This is a genomic window from Ornithinibacillus californiensis, assembly GCF_001038485.1.
In the GTDB taxonomy this organism is placed as follows: domain Bacteria; phylum Bacillota; class Bacilli; order Bacillales; family Amphibacillaceae; genus Ornithinibacillus; species Ornithinibacillus californiensis.
The window spans coordinates 1-17006 of sequence record NZ_LDUE01000045.1 but is presented as its reverse complement, the minus strand read 5'-3'; the positions used below and the strand labels follow the sequence as shown (position 1 = coordinate 17006).

The following is a 17006-nucleotide window of genomic DNA, read 5'->3' as shown; positions in this document are numbered from 1 at the left end:
CTACTAGAATGGATGGAAGAGTGGTTAATTTTGGTGAAATTGCAATGAAAAGATGGAAATACCTCAACAATGATGATAGCACCAAAGCAAATAATTGTTATGATGAGCTACTCGCTATTGCTATAGAACTTCGAAATGAAGGTAAACTTCACGAACTTGATGGACTATTGGATAGTGAGAATGAAGGTGTTCAATTTGAAGCAGCAACAAAACTATTGACACTTAACTTTGAAAAAGCAGAAAAGACTCTGGAAAAATTATGTGAGAAAAAAGGGATTTTACCTTTCTCAGCTAAAATGACTCTCAGACAATGGAGAGCGGGTAATCTGAAATTCTAGAATGATTACTCAAAACTAAGAAAAAAGTGGAAACAGTAATACATTGAAAACCTTGAAGGGTTATATGCCTTTCAAGGTTTCTTTTGCAATTTGTTGTCCAACAAGAATTACTCGTTTGTATATATGCAAGTATATAAGACCAAATAGCTTTAGTGTACAATAGGCTATAAATGGTATGATAATTTATAGAATTCTCGGTAATTCTGCGAGTTTCCTCCATTGAAAATAGTAACTAATTTCTGGGGGAAGCCGAATGTATATGGGTATGATATTAGTGATAGATATCATAGATTCATAAGGATTGTGACATAAGTTCTATCAACATTGGCGACTATCACAATGATAGTCGCCAATTTAATCTACAAAAGTTATGATTATCAATTTATAGTTAGTAAGGTAGTTCCTACTTCAAAAGAGATGAGTTTATACCTAAATGAGGAATTAAATAATCATAGCTTTAGTGGAATTATTTATGGCAGTTTAAAGTAGACCTTGATAAAAGTTATCTATAAGAGGTGTAATAATGATTAATATAAAACCAAGTAATGTAAAGTTTAATGAGAGAGAGTTCAACAACTTTCAAAAAGAGCTAGGGGTTAATTTGCCAAAGGAATATATAAAATTCCTAGAAAAAAACAATGGTGGAATTCCTGAATCAAATATTGTTTTACTTCAAAATAAAGAAATAAAGTCATTCTCTGTAACAGATTTCTTTGGAGTCAATAAGATGAATATAAATGATTTGAAATCACAATATATAATTTATAAAGAACGGATACCAAGTGGAAATATTCCTATATGCAGAGTAGAGGGAGGTAATATAGTTTGTTTAAACATTGATAATGGGTTAATAAGTTTGTGGGACCATGATACGGAACTTATGAATGAAAATCTTTTGTCTACTAACTCTCTAATAGAAGTTGCGGTAAATTTTGAAGAGTTCTTAGGTCTAATGAAACCATATCACCATGAAGATGATTTGGATGATTACAAAGTAGAAGAAGTTTGGATTGATCCTGATTTCTTAAAAGAATTAAAAAATGATTTAAATTAATTGAAATATCTAGTAAGAACCTTGATTGGCTAAATGCCTTTCAAGGTTCTCTTTATGGGTGGATCGTTCTCTCGCATTCTATTTATTAGCGAATAGATATCCTTTAAATTCAGTTTAAATTCAGTCAATTCCATATTTTATTATACTGTTAGAAAAGCCATGCCATTTCCATAATGATTGCAGTCGTGTGTATTAGAAATTCTAGTAAGAAAGTTTACACAAGTTCCTAATGTTGTAGAAGCGAATAAATAGATGTAAAAAATACTTTAAGTAACTTTGATATAAGTTATAATGGAGCTAGAATTTGGAATCTTCAATTAAGGCAAGGTGTAGTTATGAACGATTTTTAAAAAGCTGTTCTCCAACGTCCCATAACATTTAAGGGGTGATCCTATCAAAAAGGCAGTAGTATTTTATGCAATAGTTATCTCTACTTTCATTCTATTTATCACCTTTTCTGTTAATAGAAGTGACTTAGTGAATGAATAGGAACTCCCTTTTGATAAAGAGGGTGACGTATTCATTATTCAGCCAAAAGATGATGTTTTTATTTTGGGGTAGTTATTAATGCCAAAATGACACTTAATGCCCCAATTATGAACAAAGGACATTTGATATTCATCTTTAATTATCTTTCTAGCCAAAAAGCAATACCAGATAATTTATTATCACATGAATTTCTTATTGCACCTCAAATTATTAACAATCAAGGGTGGTTAAAAGGATATATTGAAACTATAGGCACTATTTCTGTAAATAAACTGGATATTTGTTTATAATAATAAGTTTACAAATTTTAGGTTTAAACCGGTTTCCGAAATGTTTAATTATTTTTCGGAAGATCTTGATTTGGAAAATTTATTAGAATAATTTACCTTTTGATGGTAATATGCTGCAGCCAATAGTATTTTTGAAAAATAGTAAACTATTATTTAAAGTTGTGAAAAGGCATTGGTTGGAAAAAATCATGTATGTGGCTAGTAAGCTCCCAATCTCTTACTGGCAACTGAAGGATGTGAGAAAGTGCTTAAAGGAATGAGCTTAGGAAATAATATTAAGAATAACTTTATCCCCCTTTTAGAAAAACAAGGATATCAATACACAGGTAAAATAGCATCTTTTCGCTGGGAATTTTCAAAAAAAGATGTTTATGAAAAGATTATTGCTTTTGAGAAAAGCGATATTACAAAAAACTCCCTTAAAGTTCTCTTAGAAATTGATGGAATACCTACTGTTAATCCAGTTAATTTACTAGTATTCGAGAAGAATAGTACAGAAGATAAATACATGTGGGAATACCGGGAAGAAAGTTTAGAAGTAATTATGGAAGATATAAAAAGATTGCTTTTAGAATTTGGGTTACCGTATCTAGAAGCGGCAGAAAAGCCTGATTTAGTTCCTCCTTCTAGCCTAAATGAGGAAGTCATAAGTAATGCTAGTAGTTTAACCAATGATTTTCATGAAGAAATTAGCTTTTCAGGAGACTATTCTAAATACGTGTCACTAATAAAAGAGAAGACGCTTGAAAGGATAAACAAGAATAGTAATCCAGATTGGGACTTTATCCTTCAAGCAAGTGCTGCGCTTGGTGAGTATGTGATAGAAAACCATGGCGGTAATTGGGACTATTCCAAGAGCAGGTTCGGGAATGGAATGGCAGTTGTTGCTAATGTAAACGGTACACCTATACATGAGTTTCCTCCATTGAAAATAGTAACGAATTTCTGGGGGAAGCCGAATGTATATGGGTATGATATTTGTGATAAATTTCATAGATTTATGAGGGTTGTAACTTAAGTTTTATCACTAATGGCGACTATCTTTGATAGTCGCCAATTTGTCGTTTTGGTAGAGTATGCGGTTCCCGTTTAGCTCAATAATTTAAATATTATAACCTCACTTACTACAGTTTCGCATTATTTTCAATAATATTTAGTTTTAGAAATACTATTCACTAGCACCGACATTTATAGGGAAAAGAGCATAGTCTATAATAATGTGAAAATATAAAAACTAAATAATGAATGTATAACATCATTTTTCAAGGACCATAATGAATGGGGTAAGCTTTTACTATCACTTAGGGCAGTGAAAAGGAATAAACCGTACCACTTATCCTAAAGGATAGAAAAAATAAATATTAGTTGTGAAGAAGATTATACATATGAAGATATATATAAAAAATGAAATGATAAAGTTTATTTTAGTTGGCTTTTTTAATACGGGTCACTATTATATTTGGTATTTATTATTCAGTGAACTATTTCAGTTACACTATATCATAAGTCATTGGGTAGCTTTTTTACTAAGTATGATAGGGTCCTTCTTTCTAAATACCTATTTTACTTACAACACTAAACCTAGCTGGAGGAAATTTTTAAGATTTCCATTAACATACCTAGTAAATATATTAGCTTCAACTAGTGCTCTTTATATATTGACTGAGTATTTTAGAGTTGATCCTAAATTAGGAGCTCTATTAGCTTCAGGATTCGCAATACCTTTTACATTTATTTTATCGGGGAAAATTTTAAAGTCTAAGAAGAGGGATAAAAATGAAACTTAGCATTATAGTGCCTTGCTATAATGAACAAGAAAATTTAACTTCATTTTATTCGGAAACTCAAAAATACATTAAGAATCTTCCAATTGTTACTGAAATAGTCTTTATAGATGATGGTAGTCTGGATGGGACTCTGTCTATTCTTAAGAAATTAGCAAATCAATATAATGATGTGAAGTATATTTCTTTTAGCAGGAATTTTGGAAAGGAAGCTGCAATACTTGCTGGTTTTCAATATGCTACTGGAGATGCAGTTATTTTGATGGATGCCGATTTACAGCATCCCCCTTCTGTAATTCCAACCATGTGGAAATACTTTGAAGAAGGATATGATCAAGTAATTGCAAAGAGAAATCGTAAGAAGGAAAAGATAGCTCGTAGGTTACTTACAAATATTTTTTATAAGTTTGCTAATAAACTAGTAGATGTAACTTTTACAGATGGCATTGGAGATTTCCGTTTAATCAGCCGCCGGGCATTAAATGCTTATTTAGAAACAAATGAGCGTAATCGGTTTTCAAAAGGTTTATTTTCATGGATTGGTTTTGAAGAGAAAATAATTGAGTTTGATAATTATATTCGAGTTAATGGTTCTAGTAAATGGTCATTTAAAAATCTTTTAAACTATGCAATAGATGGGATATTATCTTTTAATAACAAGCCTTTAAGAATAGCTATCCATAGCGGTTTATTGATTACCTTATTTGGGTTTTGCTACATAGTTTGGCTGTTGATTAACTATTTATTAAATGGTGTAGTAGCGCCAGGGTATTTAACTACTATTTCTACTATTATTTTTCTAGGAGGGATACAACTCTTATTCTTAGGAATCATCGGAGAGTACATAGGTCGCATTTATTATGAAACAAAGCAAAGACCACCCTATCTGATTAAGGAAAAAAGTTTTAAGGAGCAATAGTATGCCAGAAGATGTATTTAAGTGGATTAGATTGGCCATCAAAAAGGAATGGAAAATAGCTTTTTACAGTACAGTTATTATTGGTTTTTTAACGCATATGTATGTATTTACCAACATGTTACCTAATCATGATGGGTTAATTAATATTTATAGTGAACAACAAAAGTACTCTTCGGGTCGTTTCTTTTTAAGTCAAAGTAGTGGAATTACATCATTTTTTGATTTGCCTTGGATAATCGGTGTATTTTCAATTCTATATTTATCTATAACATCTGTACTATATGTGGAGCTATTCCGATTAAAACAAACCTCAGCAATTATATTAAGTTCGGGTCTAATTGTCACATTTCCTACTGTTGCATCAACTTTCTCCTACATGTTTACAGCAGATGCATATATGGCAGGTATCTTGTTAGCTTTTTTAGCAATATTTGTTACCCAAAAATATAAGTTTGGATTTTTAGCCGGAGGATTAATCCTATACATTAGTGTGGGAATATATCAAGCAAACCTATCAGTATTATTGACTATCATCACCTTATGGTTCATTAATGAGTTACTTGTTCATAGGAAATACAAACCTTTGATATTTGAACTTAGTCGATTGGTTATAATGGGTGTTATTGGCATGGTTTTATATGCTATTACATTTAAGATATACCAACAGCATGGAGAAATAACCAGCTATCAGGGGCTAAATCAAATAGGTGGACAACTAGGCGGGATTAAAGATAATCTCAGAACTATTAAAGAGACAGTTAACGATTTTTTCTTAAGAGGCTTCGTATCAGATTTCCCTGTGAATTTATTTGAAGTTTTGAATATCTTCCTTCTAATTTTAATTGTAATAGGAATCATAGTTCTATTTATTCAACATAAATTATCAATTCTTAAAACCACCTTATTAGTAACTAGTCTAGTATTGTTACCGGTATTTTCATATATTCTTTACTTTGTATCCCCTGGAGTTAGCTATCATATGTTAATGGTTATGGCTTTAGTCTCTATATACCTTGTTCCAATAATATTTTATGAGAGACTAGATAAACCAAACGCCTTAGGAAAGTTATTTTCCTGGGGGGCAGTGATAACTCTAGCCTTAGTTATATTTAATTTTGCTATCATTAGTAATATCGCCTATTTTAATATGACTCTCAAATATGAAAAATCATATTCTTTGGCTAATCGAATTCTTGATCGAGTAGAAGAAACAGAAGGTTATGAAAAAGTTACCAAGCTTGCGATAATTGGTAGAAAGCCAGTTCATACGAATATAAGTACCGATAGGGTAACCCAAAGCATTCCCAAAATGACTGGTGCGATGGGCGAAGTATTTCTTGTTCAGCCTTACCATTTTTCAGCTATGCTAGAGAATCAACTAGGAACTAAGATAGGTTTAGTAAATAGAGAAGAGTTAGATTCCTTAAAAGCGAGTGATTTAGTTCAAGAAATGGTCCCATGGCCATCCAAGGAATCTATTCAAATTATAGGAGAAGTAGCTATTATCAAATTGAGTGATTAGGAGAAACTGTTACTCAATGTATAGTTATAAATTAGCTCTCAGTAGTATCTGAGAGCTATTTATGTTAGTTAAACTTCGTACAACAGCCTTATAACTTACATCAGCTCTGAACTGTTTAGGCAGGAATCAATACAGGAGATGGTATGGAGAAGTAATACATAATCTAGATAGGTAGAATGACAGTATATTTATGGTATTGCGGCTTTTTTGTTACTCCAAGAGATTATTGCCTCAATTGGTAAAACCTAACTAAAATACATGTTTTTCACATAAGATTTATAATAAAATCTATGTTAATATGAATCTAGGCTTTAGAATAAGTCTTAAGCCATATATCATAAGATACACCTTAGGAGGACATAATTTCATGGCAAATCATAAGTCATATAAAAAATTCGCTGCATCCGCTATGGCTGCGACTACTGTTGTAGCTGCTGTTGCACCATCTGTACTTGCAGCAGATATTAATTTTACAGATGTAAAATCTGGTGATTCACATTATGAAGGCATTCAATTCCTTGCAGAAAAAGGAATTAAAGGATATGCAGATGGATCTTTCGGTGTTAGTAAAGAACTAACTCGTCCACATGCTGCAATTATGTTTGTTAATGCTTTAGGATTAGAACGCCCAAATGCGTCAGAAGTAGGTTCATATTTTACAGATGTTTCTGCTGATGATTTATATGCCGATTACATAGCTGCTGTTGCTGAGGCTGGCGTGTTCAAAGGTAGTAACCGAAAATACTTACCAAACGAACCACTTTCCCGTCAACAAATGGCATCAACTCTAGTTAATGCTTTTGATCTTGATACAATCAAAGTTGAAAAAGAAGTAAAAATCAACCTTGATAATGTTGCTGAAACTCATAAAGCAAATGTTCAAATTCTAGCAAACCTAGGAATTACGAACCAATTAGATGATTTCCGTCCTGGTGAAGCTGTTACTCGTGGCCAATTTGCAACTTTCTTGTATAAGGCTAATTTGGCTGTTTCACCAATTGAGGTTAATAGTGTAAGTGCAATAACTACACTTGTAGACGATAGTGCTGAAGAAACTTTAGCTTTTGCGATTAATGGTGATTCTAAAGCTGCTGATCTTGCAGCGGTTGAAAGAGCTGGTTATAAGGTAGAATTCCAAGCAACAAGTGATATCTTTGCTGCTAAAGATGCAAGTGGGCAACCAACTACCGCTATTACTTCTAATACTGGTAAACTAGTATCTAACCTTACTGTTGGTAACACGTTCAGCTATAAAGTTGTAGTTAGTGATAAAGAAGGTAAGGTAGTTGCCGAGTCAGCACTACAACAAGTAAAAGTGGAAGATTTGGATTCTCAATATACCTCAATTGACAGCTATGTATTAAAAGCTGGAGAGCTAGAGCTGAAAAATAGTAAAACTGTTTTAGTAGGGGAAACTTTAAATATTTCTGCAGTTGAAGGTACAACTAAAGCTGGAAATAAAGAACAAGCAATTGCAACAGATGGGTACTCAGTGGAATCTTCTAATCCTTCCGTTGCTTACGTAAGTGCAGATGGAGTTGTTACAACACTAAAAGCTGGTACAACTACAATCACTATTAAAGCTGGAGATGTGACTAAAAGTTTTACATTAACAGTATCTGCTGATGAAAAGCGTGTTGCATCTAACGTAACAATAGATGGTTCTGTTAAATTAACAACTGATAATGAAAAAGCATTAACTTTAAAAGTTACAGACCAATTTGGCGAAGTATACACTGGTGATGTTTATGTTAAACTTCCAACTGTAAAAGTGGAAAACACGGATGTTAACTTAGTAGATCTTGAAAATACAACATTAAACGTAGCTGATGGCCAAGCATCATTCACTGTTGTTGCTGGTGATTATGCTGGTAAAGGTAACCTAGTTATTTCTGACAAAGAAACTGATGGTAATACATTAGCGACTGTTTCTGTAGATATCTCTAATGATGTTAAAGTTGCAACACGCTTACTTGAAGTGGTAGGTGGAGAATCTGCTGACCTAGCAATTGATTACTATACAATCGGTTCTAGTGCTGATGCAGAAAAGGACTCAACAGTAACATTTGCATTAAACAAATATAATGCTGCTGGTTATTACATTGGTGAAGAATTAATCGAACAAAAAGCACAAACTGCTGATCAGTATACTGTACAAGTTGAAAATAATATTGAAGCAAATGTAACTGTAGTAGATAACAAAATCACTGTAGCAGCTGGTCAAAAAGCTGGAGAAGTGAAAGTTACAATCAGCTATGGAGCAACTGAATTGGTAACGAAAACAGTTTCGGTTAAAAATTCAACTCCTGTAATCAACGACGTTAGCTTTAAATCAGTATCAGCTATTACAAAAGCTGATGAAACAGTAAACGCTGCTACAGTATTGTCTATTAATGAAGATACGAATCAAGTAAGTGGTGTAACAGTTTCAACTGGTGAAAAGGTATACTTTGATTCTTTAGTTCTTTATGTTGATAAAGATGGGGAAAAAGGCTATACAAAATCTGCAGGAGATATTAGCGTTGGTTCACTTGCGTGGGTTGCTGATAGTACAATTAGTGGGGTAACTGCTAATACTGATTACCAAACAAAAGCTGGAGACAAAGGTAATATCATCTTCACATTATCAAATGCTCAAGGTACTGTAGATACAACAGCTGTATCTATTAACATACCACAGAACTAATAAACACAAAAAAACCTGTAGCCAAATTAATGGCTATAGGTTTTTTTTAGGGGACAGTCCCTCAACACTTTATCACTTTAAAGCGTTGAGGGACTGTCCCCTAAGTATTATATGTTGTTGTCGAATACTGCTGTTAGCTTACGGTAGTTTGTCGATACGGTGCCTGCCGATGTTCCGTATTCCTTAGCAATTTGTCCTTGTGTTATCGAAGAGTTATTCAACAAGGTTCGTTGTACATAGTACTCTATTGCTGCCGCATATGTCTCAATCTTTTTGACATTTGGTTTTTCTTGCAAGCAATAGCGAATCCATAAGTCAATTCCAGCAAATATAATATTGTCAGGAACATCTTTCTCCACAAGATGCTCAGTATATAATTGTGCAACTTTCTCATAGGTAGAGTTTTCCCATTGATGTGCATCTGATCCAATCAGTAATGCATCTGCTAGGAAATCTGGGAAGTTCTTATCCAGACTACCATGCTTGTTTAATTGTTCTTGGAGTAAATCGATAATTTTTTCTTTGTTATGGCGATATAATTTAACCATTGCATAAGCAAAAGTATGATAATCAACCATTGGAAGTAGTGTACTAACAATAAGACTTCCCTCTAAGAATTCATCTCCCAGATTGGATGGAACATAAACAAACTCTTTCGTTACAATTTCTTCTAATGTTGCAAAGTTCTCTCGCTCTTTATCAACTGAAATAACCTCATAAACAGAGGGTGGTGTATAACCCCAACTAGTAAATACATTTTTAGTAACAGGTCTGTCTATTTCTAAATGATTATTTAAATATAAATCAAAGATAGTTCTGTTTCCTTCTAGAAATCGATCATTAAATATAACCCATGTTGTTAGGCCAGAATGATACACATCCAATGTGTCTTTTTGAGCCTGAAGAGCAGGAGTTACATAATGTTTTAACCGTTCATTAATTTGATGTTCATATTTGTTAATTGCAAAAGAAATGAAATCTTGGTGCAAGCGGTTTAAATCAGTATTAATAACGCCAGGGTTTACTTCATCAATGTTAGAGGAACCGCAACATTTTTTATACTTTTTGCCACTACCACATGGACAAGGCTCATTTCTTTTTAATTTGCTCATAAATGTAAGCACCTCGTAAAAATTTGATTGTTAAATCATTATGAAGGAAAAATAACAATAGTTCAAGTTACGGATAAAAATGTTATTTTCCCAATAGCAACCATTAAAAATTTATAATATAAAAAATATAAACCATAATATGGTAAAATACAAGTATTCTAGCGTGTTTTAGGCTAATTATCGTCAAAATGTGTAATAATTCGCTTATATTTTTATCGGCAAAATTTGTTAGATATTAATAGGATGTCAGACATTGGGTAGAAATATGCAGACATATACATTTTATAAAAGGTTATCTGGATTTTCTTAGGTTGTACTATAATGGAGAAATAAATTTAGTTTATCGGTGATACCAAGAGACTTGTTATAAATTGGTATTGCCTAGAATATTTCATAGATATACGTTTAAATAGTTTATTGAGGCTCAGCTCAGTTCAGAGATTGATCCTGCTTGACTAGTAGAATTAGAAAAGTAAATCCATCCCAAATACTCGCAACTAGAAGTTTTCAGTCAGTTCAGTATGATGATTAATCTAGTTCCTCGTGCTAGTTTTACCCAAATTAGAGATTTTATAGGAAATCGATAGGCTAATAAGGTCTATCTTTTTTTATTTTTCATCAAGAAACGACATTTCCTACTTTATATCTACATCATTTTTAAGAGGGTCATAGTATAATAGATAGATATAATTAAGTTTTAAAAAAGGGGAGAAATAAGTGAAGTTTTACAACAAGAGTCGCGTCGGTTTTATCGGTTTAGTTGTAGTGTTGTTGATTGCTTCTAGCTGTTTTTCATATGTGGCAGAAGCGGCTGAAGTAAAAGTAATTCAAACGGTTAGTGTAGATGAGTTTACGGTAGCTAAGGGAGTAGAGTATAAGGATATTCGCATAAAGAAAGAAACAATTAATGAGAGCCCAGTGGGAGAAGAGGAAAAACAAAATGATATTCTGACAGAGCATAATGCTATTCGTGTATTAGAAATTAATACAAATAATCCAGACCTCTCTGTTCATTTTGGAAGACCTGATAACATAACTACTTTACAAGCTACAACTACCCAAGCATTAAACTACCATATGGAAGGAAATTATGTGGTTGGTGCGATTAATGGGTCATTTGCCCATTTGGATACAAAACCAAGATTTCCAATGAGTTTAATTTCCGAGAATAATAGACTTATTTTTGGTGGCGAAATTGGTGGATATATTAATAATCCGATTGCATTTGGAGTAGATAACTCTGGAAAGGGAATCATTGATTATTACAACATGAAGTTGAATTACTCTATTGGTGTGGGAGATACATATGCGATTACAAGTGTGAACAAACCCCGCTCAGAAGGAGAAACAATTTTATATACTACAGACTTTTATAGTGATTACACCGAAACAAATGAGTATGGTCAAGAGGTAGTGGTTTCACTTTCTTCTGCACCTGATTTTGAGTTTGGTGATACGTATACCGGGGAGATAATTGATTTTCGCGATTACGGAGACAATCGAAAAATTGCTATTCCAGAGAATGGTTTTGTTCTGTCTTTCCATGGGAAAAAATTTAAAACTATTAACCTAGGAGATTCTGTTACGATTTCAATGGATATTGATAGCAAATGGAAGAACACAGAGTTCATGGTTGCAGGTGGACCAATGCTTGTGAAAGATGGAAAAGTGAATCTTACGATGGATACTAGCAATAGGCGTGCCCGTGAGATTGCACCACGGTCAGCAATTGCTATTGATAAAACGGGTGAGAAGTATTACTTTATCACGGTTGATGGCCGCCAAACTGGTTACAGCAAAGGGATGAACTTATCCCAGTTTGCAAACTATCTAGCTGAATTAGGTGTAGATCGTGCTTTAAATATTGATGGTGGAGGATCTACTACGATGGCTGTTCGTCTTCCTGGTGGGACTCAAGTTGAAGTTGCCAACTCTCCGTCAGATGGTAGACAACGAGGCGTGCCGAATATCTTTTATGCTGTAACGAAGGAAAATGGGCTTTACTATAAAGATATGAGTCCAGGAAAAACACACTATGACGGTGTTCGTTGGTTGAGTGAAAGAGGGATTAAAGGATATGCAGATGGGACATTTGGTGTTGGTAACCAGTTAACTCGCCCACATGCAGCAATAATGTTTGTTAGAGCATTAGGCTTAAGTGTACCTGATAAAAAAGTAGTTGAGGATTACTTTGAGGATGTTACAGCAGATGACCTATACGCAGAGTATATGGCTGCTGTAGCACAAGCTGGCGTTTTCAAGGGAAGTAATGGTCAATTCCTACCAAATCAAAACTTAACCCGCGAACAAATGGCGTCTACATTGGTGAATGCTTTTGGGTTGGAAACGAATGGTAGTCAGAAAGATATTAAGTTGGATAATGTGGGAGAATCACACAAAGCAAATGTTCAGATTCTCGCAGATTTAGGCATCACCAATCAATTAGAGAATTTTCGTCCGAAAGAGATTGTTACTCGTGGCCAATTTGCTACTTTCTTGTATTTGTCAGTTGAATATAAGAATGGCTTAAAGTAGTCCATAGTGGAGCTTCAACGGGTAATATCTAGAGTAATAGTGACTAAAGAATAATAAATGAGTATCATTTAATTGAGGTTGATATTTAAAATTGGAGAGGGACAGTCTTAAGTTTTTAGCTATTAAAGCCTTAAGTACTGCCCCTCTTCTATTTCCTAAGGTAACTTTTCTTTCAGCTTATTGATTGTATTTGGTCCTGCCATTCCATCAACTGTTAGTTGATTATCGCTTTGGAATTGTTGAACGAGTATTTCAGTTTTTGAATTAAAAATACCAGTTGCATAAGCGTTAGATATACCTGCTCGATTCAAGTAAATCTGTAACAGTGTAACATCCGCCCCCTCATCCTTCAAACGTAATGTTCTTGGGAATAGAGTTTCACCATTTTTCTTAGCAACATAATCTGCAGCATTTGTTAGAATTACTGCCATTTGAGCTCTTGTTACTTCATCTCCTGGTCTAAAGTTTTCTCCAGACCCCATAATAATTCCTTGTTGTCTTACATTCACGATTGCATTGTGGAATGAACTGCTTTTCGATACATCCTTAAAGGATACTGGTTCATTCATTTTGGTTGTATCATAAATATCTTTCAATGTATTATCAAATATTGCTGCCATTTGTTGTCGGGTAAGAACCTCATTTGGATCAAATGTCCCGTCTTCCTTCCCCTTAAAGACACCATGTTGTACAGCGATCTCTATTGGTTCTTTTGCCCAATGACTATCTTTTACATCAGTGAAGGAGGAATTACCAATTGGTTCCAAAGGATTCAGATTGAATACCTTTACAAATAGAGCCGCTGCTTGTGCTCGAGTTAGTCCATCGTTAGGATTAAACTGACTTCTTTCATTACCTTGAAACCATCCTTTTTGATAGGTGTATAGGATCTCATTTCTCGTCCAATGGTTTCTAGCGTCCGTAAATGGGAAGTTATCATTATTAATCATTATAAAGTCATGTGCTGCATGGTGTACCTGCCAAGTGGAAAAATCATCCCAAATATCAGGGTCTTCCTGTCCAAGACTCCAGCTTCCAGTTCCTTTTAATCCATATTTATGAACTAAATCCATTTTAGCGTGAATAGATTCATTGTTTTCAAACCAAACCTCGTAAGTGCCAGGTAGAAGAGTTCTTCCAGAAATCTTAGTTATTGGATCACCTGATGTTATGGTAAATGTTGCTTTGGGTGAGAGAGAAGCTTGGTCAAAGGTAATCGTACCATTGTATTTGGCAACTAATGTTTCAACCTGATGCATTGAGGCACCCCTACCACCGGTTGATTCAGCATGATTCCAGTACCGACCAAAAAATGGAAGCCCAAGTACAATTTTCTCAGGTGCAACTCCTTCTACATTAATCAATGTTTGGATTGATTTTTCAACCCAGCCAATACTAGCTACAGGACCTGGTTCCCCTCCTTGATAATGTTCATCATAAGCCATTACCATTAAATAATCTGCATATTTTGCTAGTTCTTTATTATCGTAGGAACCATGCCAACCCTTTGACCACTGATTTGGATTGGCTGCAATTGCAACAGAAATTTCCTTATCCTTTGGGATTTTCTCCCGTAATAATCGGACAAAGTCTGTATAATTGTCTCTGTCAATCTCCGTTACATTTTCAATATCGATATTTACCCCGTCTAGGTTATATTGTATGATGGCTTCTGCTATCTGATCAGACAATTCTTCCCGGTTTTGCAATGCTGCTCGACCTTCTGCCCTATCCCAGTGATTACTTACAAATGGGACAACCTTAATACCTTGTTTATGCATCTCGTCAATAAATGTTGGATCAAGCATTGGTGTCAAATACAAGCTTCCATCATCGTTTAGATTAAAATATGATGGTGAAATCACATCTAGGTTACCATTAGTTTGTGCTACTGCATTTAGTTGTTGTTGAGTGTTTCCAAAATATAGGTAAGACATATTAAAATCGGCGTCATGAGCATCAGCTTGGCCAGTAGGAAAAACTATGGAAGTTAATAGTGTTGTTCCAACCAAGACTTTAACAGTCGTTACTTTAGCCCCTTTTAATTGCTTTTTTACAAACTGCTCTACCATTTTTTTAATATTTCTCTCTTGTTCTTCAGGCTTGGTTCCCAACTCTTGAGAAAATTCCTCTAAGCCTGGATCCAAGTATATGTAAACCTCATATCCGTCATCAGTTTCTTGTAACCGATAATTGATAATATTCATGAGTACCTCCAATTTTGACTTGCTTATAAAAGTACATATAGGGTAGTGTGTGTTTAAATAAGTATTGTTATTCTAAAATACTTCATTTTACCTGTTTAACGAATACTATTTTTACCTTATAATGAAGTAGAGTAATAGGGAGGAGGAATAAAGTGAAATACATGAACAAAATTATTCTATTTACGCTTATTTTTTTTGTAATAGGTGTGTTGAATGTTTCTGCAGAGTCAGAATCAACTAATCTATCTTTACCTGAAATCAAAACGCTAATTTCAGAGACAGCTAGAGAACATGGTATACCACCAGAGATTTTAAAAGCCATAGCCGTAGAGGAATCTAAATATAAACAATTTAATGACGACGGGACCCCGAATATATCCTCAGATGGCGGAATCGGAATTATGCAGATTACACCAGACAAGATCGACATACCTGTTGACATGGACCGTTTGAAAATGGATATCGAATATAACATCGAGATTGGTGCTCTAGTTTTATTGGAGAAGTGGAACCTTGGATACTTACCAAAGATTAATAACCATGATAAGGCTGTATTAGAAGATTGGTACTTTGCTATTATGGCTTATAATGGACTTTCTAAATCGAATGATCCGAAAGAGAATCCAGGTAATACGTATCAGGAAAAAATTTATAAGCGAATCGCGAATTCATCATTTATTACAGGTGAGTTTGTTTTTCCTGAGTTTGACCTCCGTTACGAGGATAATAATGAAGTCATGTTTTTTCCACCAGGTATAAACTATGTAACAAGTAAAACCACATTATCTCAGCAAATGTATTCTAAAGGTGACATTGTATATGTAGATGGTAGAGATGGATCTGTAAATCTACGTAATGGATCAGACGTTATTAGCAAATTGTGGCCATATACACCATTAACAATTACAGCAGAACCTGTTGAGACAGATAATTTTAATAATGATTTTGTCTATTATGAAGTAAAAGGTGTTAAAGCAAATGGGACTCTTGCCTCTGCTTATTTACTAAAAGGCAGTGAGGATCTTCTATTTACAGATCCTATGGATGACCAGCGTGCTGCAGCATTAGCATTTGCAGTAATGAATGGTTATGTGAAAGGATATCCAGATGGTAGTTTTGGTTCTGGTAATCCATTAAAACGGGAGCATGTAGCCGTTATCTTAGATAATATTCTAGAATTGACTAAACCAGCAGATTATAAGGTAAAAGCAGATGATATTACTGATAGTCACCCATACTATGAACAATTAGCTGAAGCAGAGTACAATGGTTTGTTAGGTGGCGGCGGAAAGCTTCGTCCAAGTGAGCATTTCACACGTGCCCAAATGGCTCAAGTTATGACGGGAGCATTCGCTGATTATTATGATAAACCAACAGAAATGCATATCTTCAAGGACCATGCAAAAATCTGGAATCCCGATGCAGTAAACACTATTTATTTTAACAATGTAACCGTCGCAGACCCGTTTAACCCTGGCAATGCGATTACACGGTCTCAATTCGCTATATTTATTTATCGAACATTAGTAGACTTTTAAGCTTAAAAAGGGGGGACAGTCCCAATGTCATCAAGCTAAGATGACAAAATATGTAAATGAATTAAAAAAGACAAAAAATAACCAAAATATGCCAAAAAGCACTTGACTTTTTAAAATCACCACAATAATCGATTTGAATACCGATTTTTTAGGTATATCAACGATGAAGTGGTGATTTTTTATGGGGAAAAGTATGTTTTTAGAGGCTATTGAGGTAACTCGGAACGTCATTCATGACTATATTTTTAAGTGTGAATCACGATCCAAACCAACCTATTTTACCCGTGAAGGGCAAAACAAGTTGAGTTTTACAAGCACATTGTTATTTATGCTTAATTTTGTAAAGAAGAGCATTCAGATTGAACTGGATGACTTCTTTAAAATTCTTAATAAAAAGGAGGTAACAGTAAGTAAACAGGCCTTTTGTGAGGCGAGGAAGAAGGTTAAACCAGAGGCTTTTATATTTTTATTAGATACTATTGTGGACTGGTACTACAAAAGAAATTCCTACAATACCTTCATGGGGTTTCGG

General features: G+C 34.1%; 11 protein-coding genes and 2 pseudogenes. 11 read left to right on the top strand and 2 right to left on the bottom strand.

The features are described 5' to 3' along the window. The first annotated feature begins 8 nt into the window (after window positions 1-8). From TE34_RS10010 to TE34_RS09975, 8 genes and pseudogenes are all read left to right on the top strand, one after another. The gene (locus tag TE34_RS10010) at window positions 9-338 is read left to right on the top strand and encodes a DUF2019 domain-containing protein (RefSeq protein ID WP_047984684.1); all 330 of its coding nucleotides are present in this window, start codon (window positions 9-11) and stop codon (window positions 336-338) included. A gap of 523 nt (window positions 339-861) precedes the next feature. Further along, the gene (locus TE34_RS10005; RefSeq protein ID WP_047984683.1) at window positions 862-1392 is read left to right on the top strand and encodes an SMI1/KNR4 family protein; all 531 of its coding nucleotides are present in this window, start codon (window positions 862-864) and stop codon (window positions 1390-1392) included. A 557-nt stretch (window positions 1393-1949) separates the two neighbouring features. After that, window positions 1950-2171: pseudogene (locus tag TE34_RS21730) on the top strand (Imm26 family immunity protein); the annotation flags it as partial. A gap of 244 nt (window positions 2172-2415) precedes the next feature. Beyond that, a complete protein-coding gene (locus tag TE34_RS09995; RefSeq protein ID WP_047984681.1) occupies window positions 2416-3189 on the top strand; it encodes a hypothetical protein in 774 nt (257 codons plus the stop codon). 367 nt (window positions 3190-3556) lie between these two features. Then, on the top strand, window positions 3557-3958 hold the full coding sequence (locus tag TE34_RS09990) for a GtrA family protein (RefSeq protein WP_047984680.1): 402 nt from the start codon (window positions 3557-3559) through the stop codon (window positions 3956-3958). After that, a complete protein-coding gene (locus tag TE34_RS09985) occupies window positions 3948-4874 on the top strand; it encodes a glycosyltransferase family 2 protein (protein ID WP_047984679.1) in 927 nt (308 codons plus the stop codon). The genes TE34_RS09990 and TE34_RS09985 overlap by 11 nt, the downstream gene beginning before the upstream one ends. 1 nt (window position 4875) lies before the next feature. After that, a complete protein-coding gene (locus TE34_RS09980; RefSeq protein WP_047984678.1) occupies window positions 4876-6396 on the top strand; it encodes a glucosyltransferase domain-containing protein in 1521 nt (506 codons plus the stop codon). A 367-nt stretch (window positions 6397-6763) separates the two neighbouring features. Next, window positions 6764-9082, top strand: coding sequence for an S-layer homology domain-containing protein (locus tag TE34_RS09975; RefSeq protein WP_047984677.1), 2319 nt, complete (start codon window positions 6764-6766; stop codon window positions 9080-9082). Window positions 9083-9189: 107 nt separating this feature from the next. On the opposite strand, the gene TE34_RS09970 is transcribed toward TE34_RS09975, so the two are convergent. Then, complete coding sequence (locus TE34_RS09970) at window positions 9190-10194, bottom strand: YecA family protein (RefSeq protein WP_047984676.1); 1005 nt, start codon at window positions 10192-10194, stop codon at window positions 9190-9192. A gap of 717 nt (window positions 10195-10911) precedes the next feature. On the opposite strand from TE34_RS09970, the gene TE34_RS20250 reads away from it, so the two are divergent. After that, complete coding sequence (locus TE34_RS20250) at window positions 10912-12729, top strand: phosphodiester glycosidase family protein (protein ID WP_053075047.1); 1818 nt, start codon at window positions 10912-10914, stop codon at window positions 12727-12729. A 155-nt stretch (window positions 12730-12884) separates the two neighbouring features. On the opposite strand, the gene TE34_RS09960 is transcribed toward TE34_RS20250, so the two are convergent. After that, window positions 12885-14936 carry an S-layer homology domain-containing protein gene (locus tag TE34_RS09960; RefSeq protein WP_053075046.1) on the bottom strand — a complete coding sequence of 684 codons (2052 nt, stop codon included), beginning with the start codon at window positions 14934-14936 and terminating at the stop codon, window positions 12885-12887. Between the two features lie 161 nt (window positions 14937-15097). Here TE34_RS09960 and TE34_RS09955 point away from each other — a divergent pair, with 161 nt between their 5' ends. Further along, window positions 15098-16474, top strand: coding sequence for an S-layer homology domain-containing protein (locus TE34_RS09955; protein ID WP_236687146.1), 1377 nt, complete (start codon window positions 15098-15100; stop codon window positions 16472-16474). 181 nt (window positions 16475-16655) lie between these two features. Continuing rightward, a pseudogene (locus tag TE34_RS09950) lies at window positions 16656-17006 on the top strand (IS4 family transposase); the annotation flags it as partial.

Bases quoted from the DNA above. Each gene is read 5' to 3' on its own strand.
- TE34_RS10010 (WP_047984684.1), top strand. From the start codon at position 9: ATGGATGGAAGAGTGGTTAATTTTGGTGAAATTGCAATGAAAAGATGG.
- TE34_RS10005 (WP_047984683.1), top strand. From the start codon at position 862: ATGATTAATATAAAACCAAGTAATGTAAAGTTTAATGAGAGAGAGTTC.
- TE34_RS09990 (WP_047984680.1), top strand. From the start codon at position 3,557: ATGAAGATATATATAAAAAATGAAATGATAAAGTTTATTTTAGTTGGC.
- TE34_RS09985 (WP_047984679.1), top strand. From the start codon at position 3,948: ATGAAACTTAGCATTATAGTGCCTTGCTATAATGAACAAGAAAATTTA.
- TE34_RS09980 (WP_047984678.1), top strand. From the start codon at position 4,876: ATGCCAGAAGATGTATTTAAGTGGATTAGATTGGCCATCAAAAAGGAA.
- TE34_RS09975 (WP_047984677.1), top strand. From the start codon at position 6,764: ATGGCAAATCATAAGTCATATAAAAAATTCGCTGCATCCGCTATGGCT.
- TE34_RS09970 (WP_047984676.1), bottom strand. From the start codon at position 10,194: ATGAGCAAATTAAAAAGAAATGAGCCTTGTCCATGTGGTAGTGGCAAA.
- TE34_RS09960 (WP_053075046.1), bottom strand. From the start codon at position 14,936: ATGAATATTATCAATTATCGGTTACAAGAAACTGATGACGGATATGAG.
- TE34_RS09955 (WP_236687146.1), top strand. From the start codon at position 15,098: ATGAACAAAATTATTCTATTTACGCTTATTTTTTTTGTAATAGGTGTG.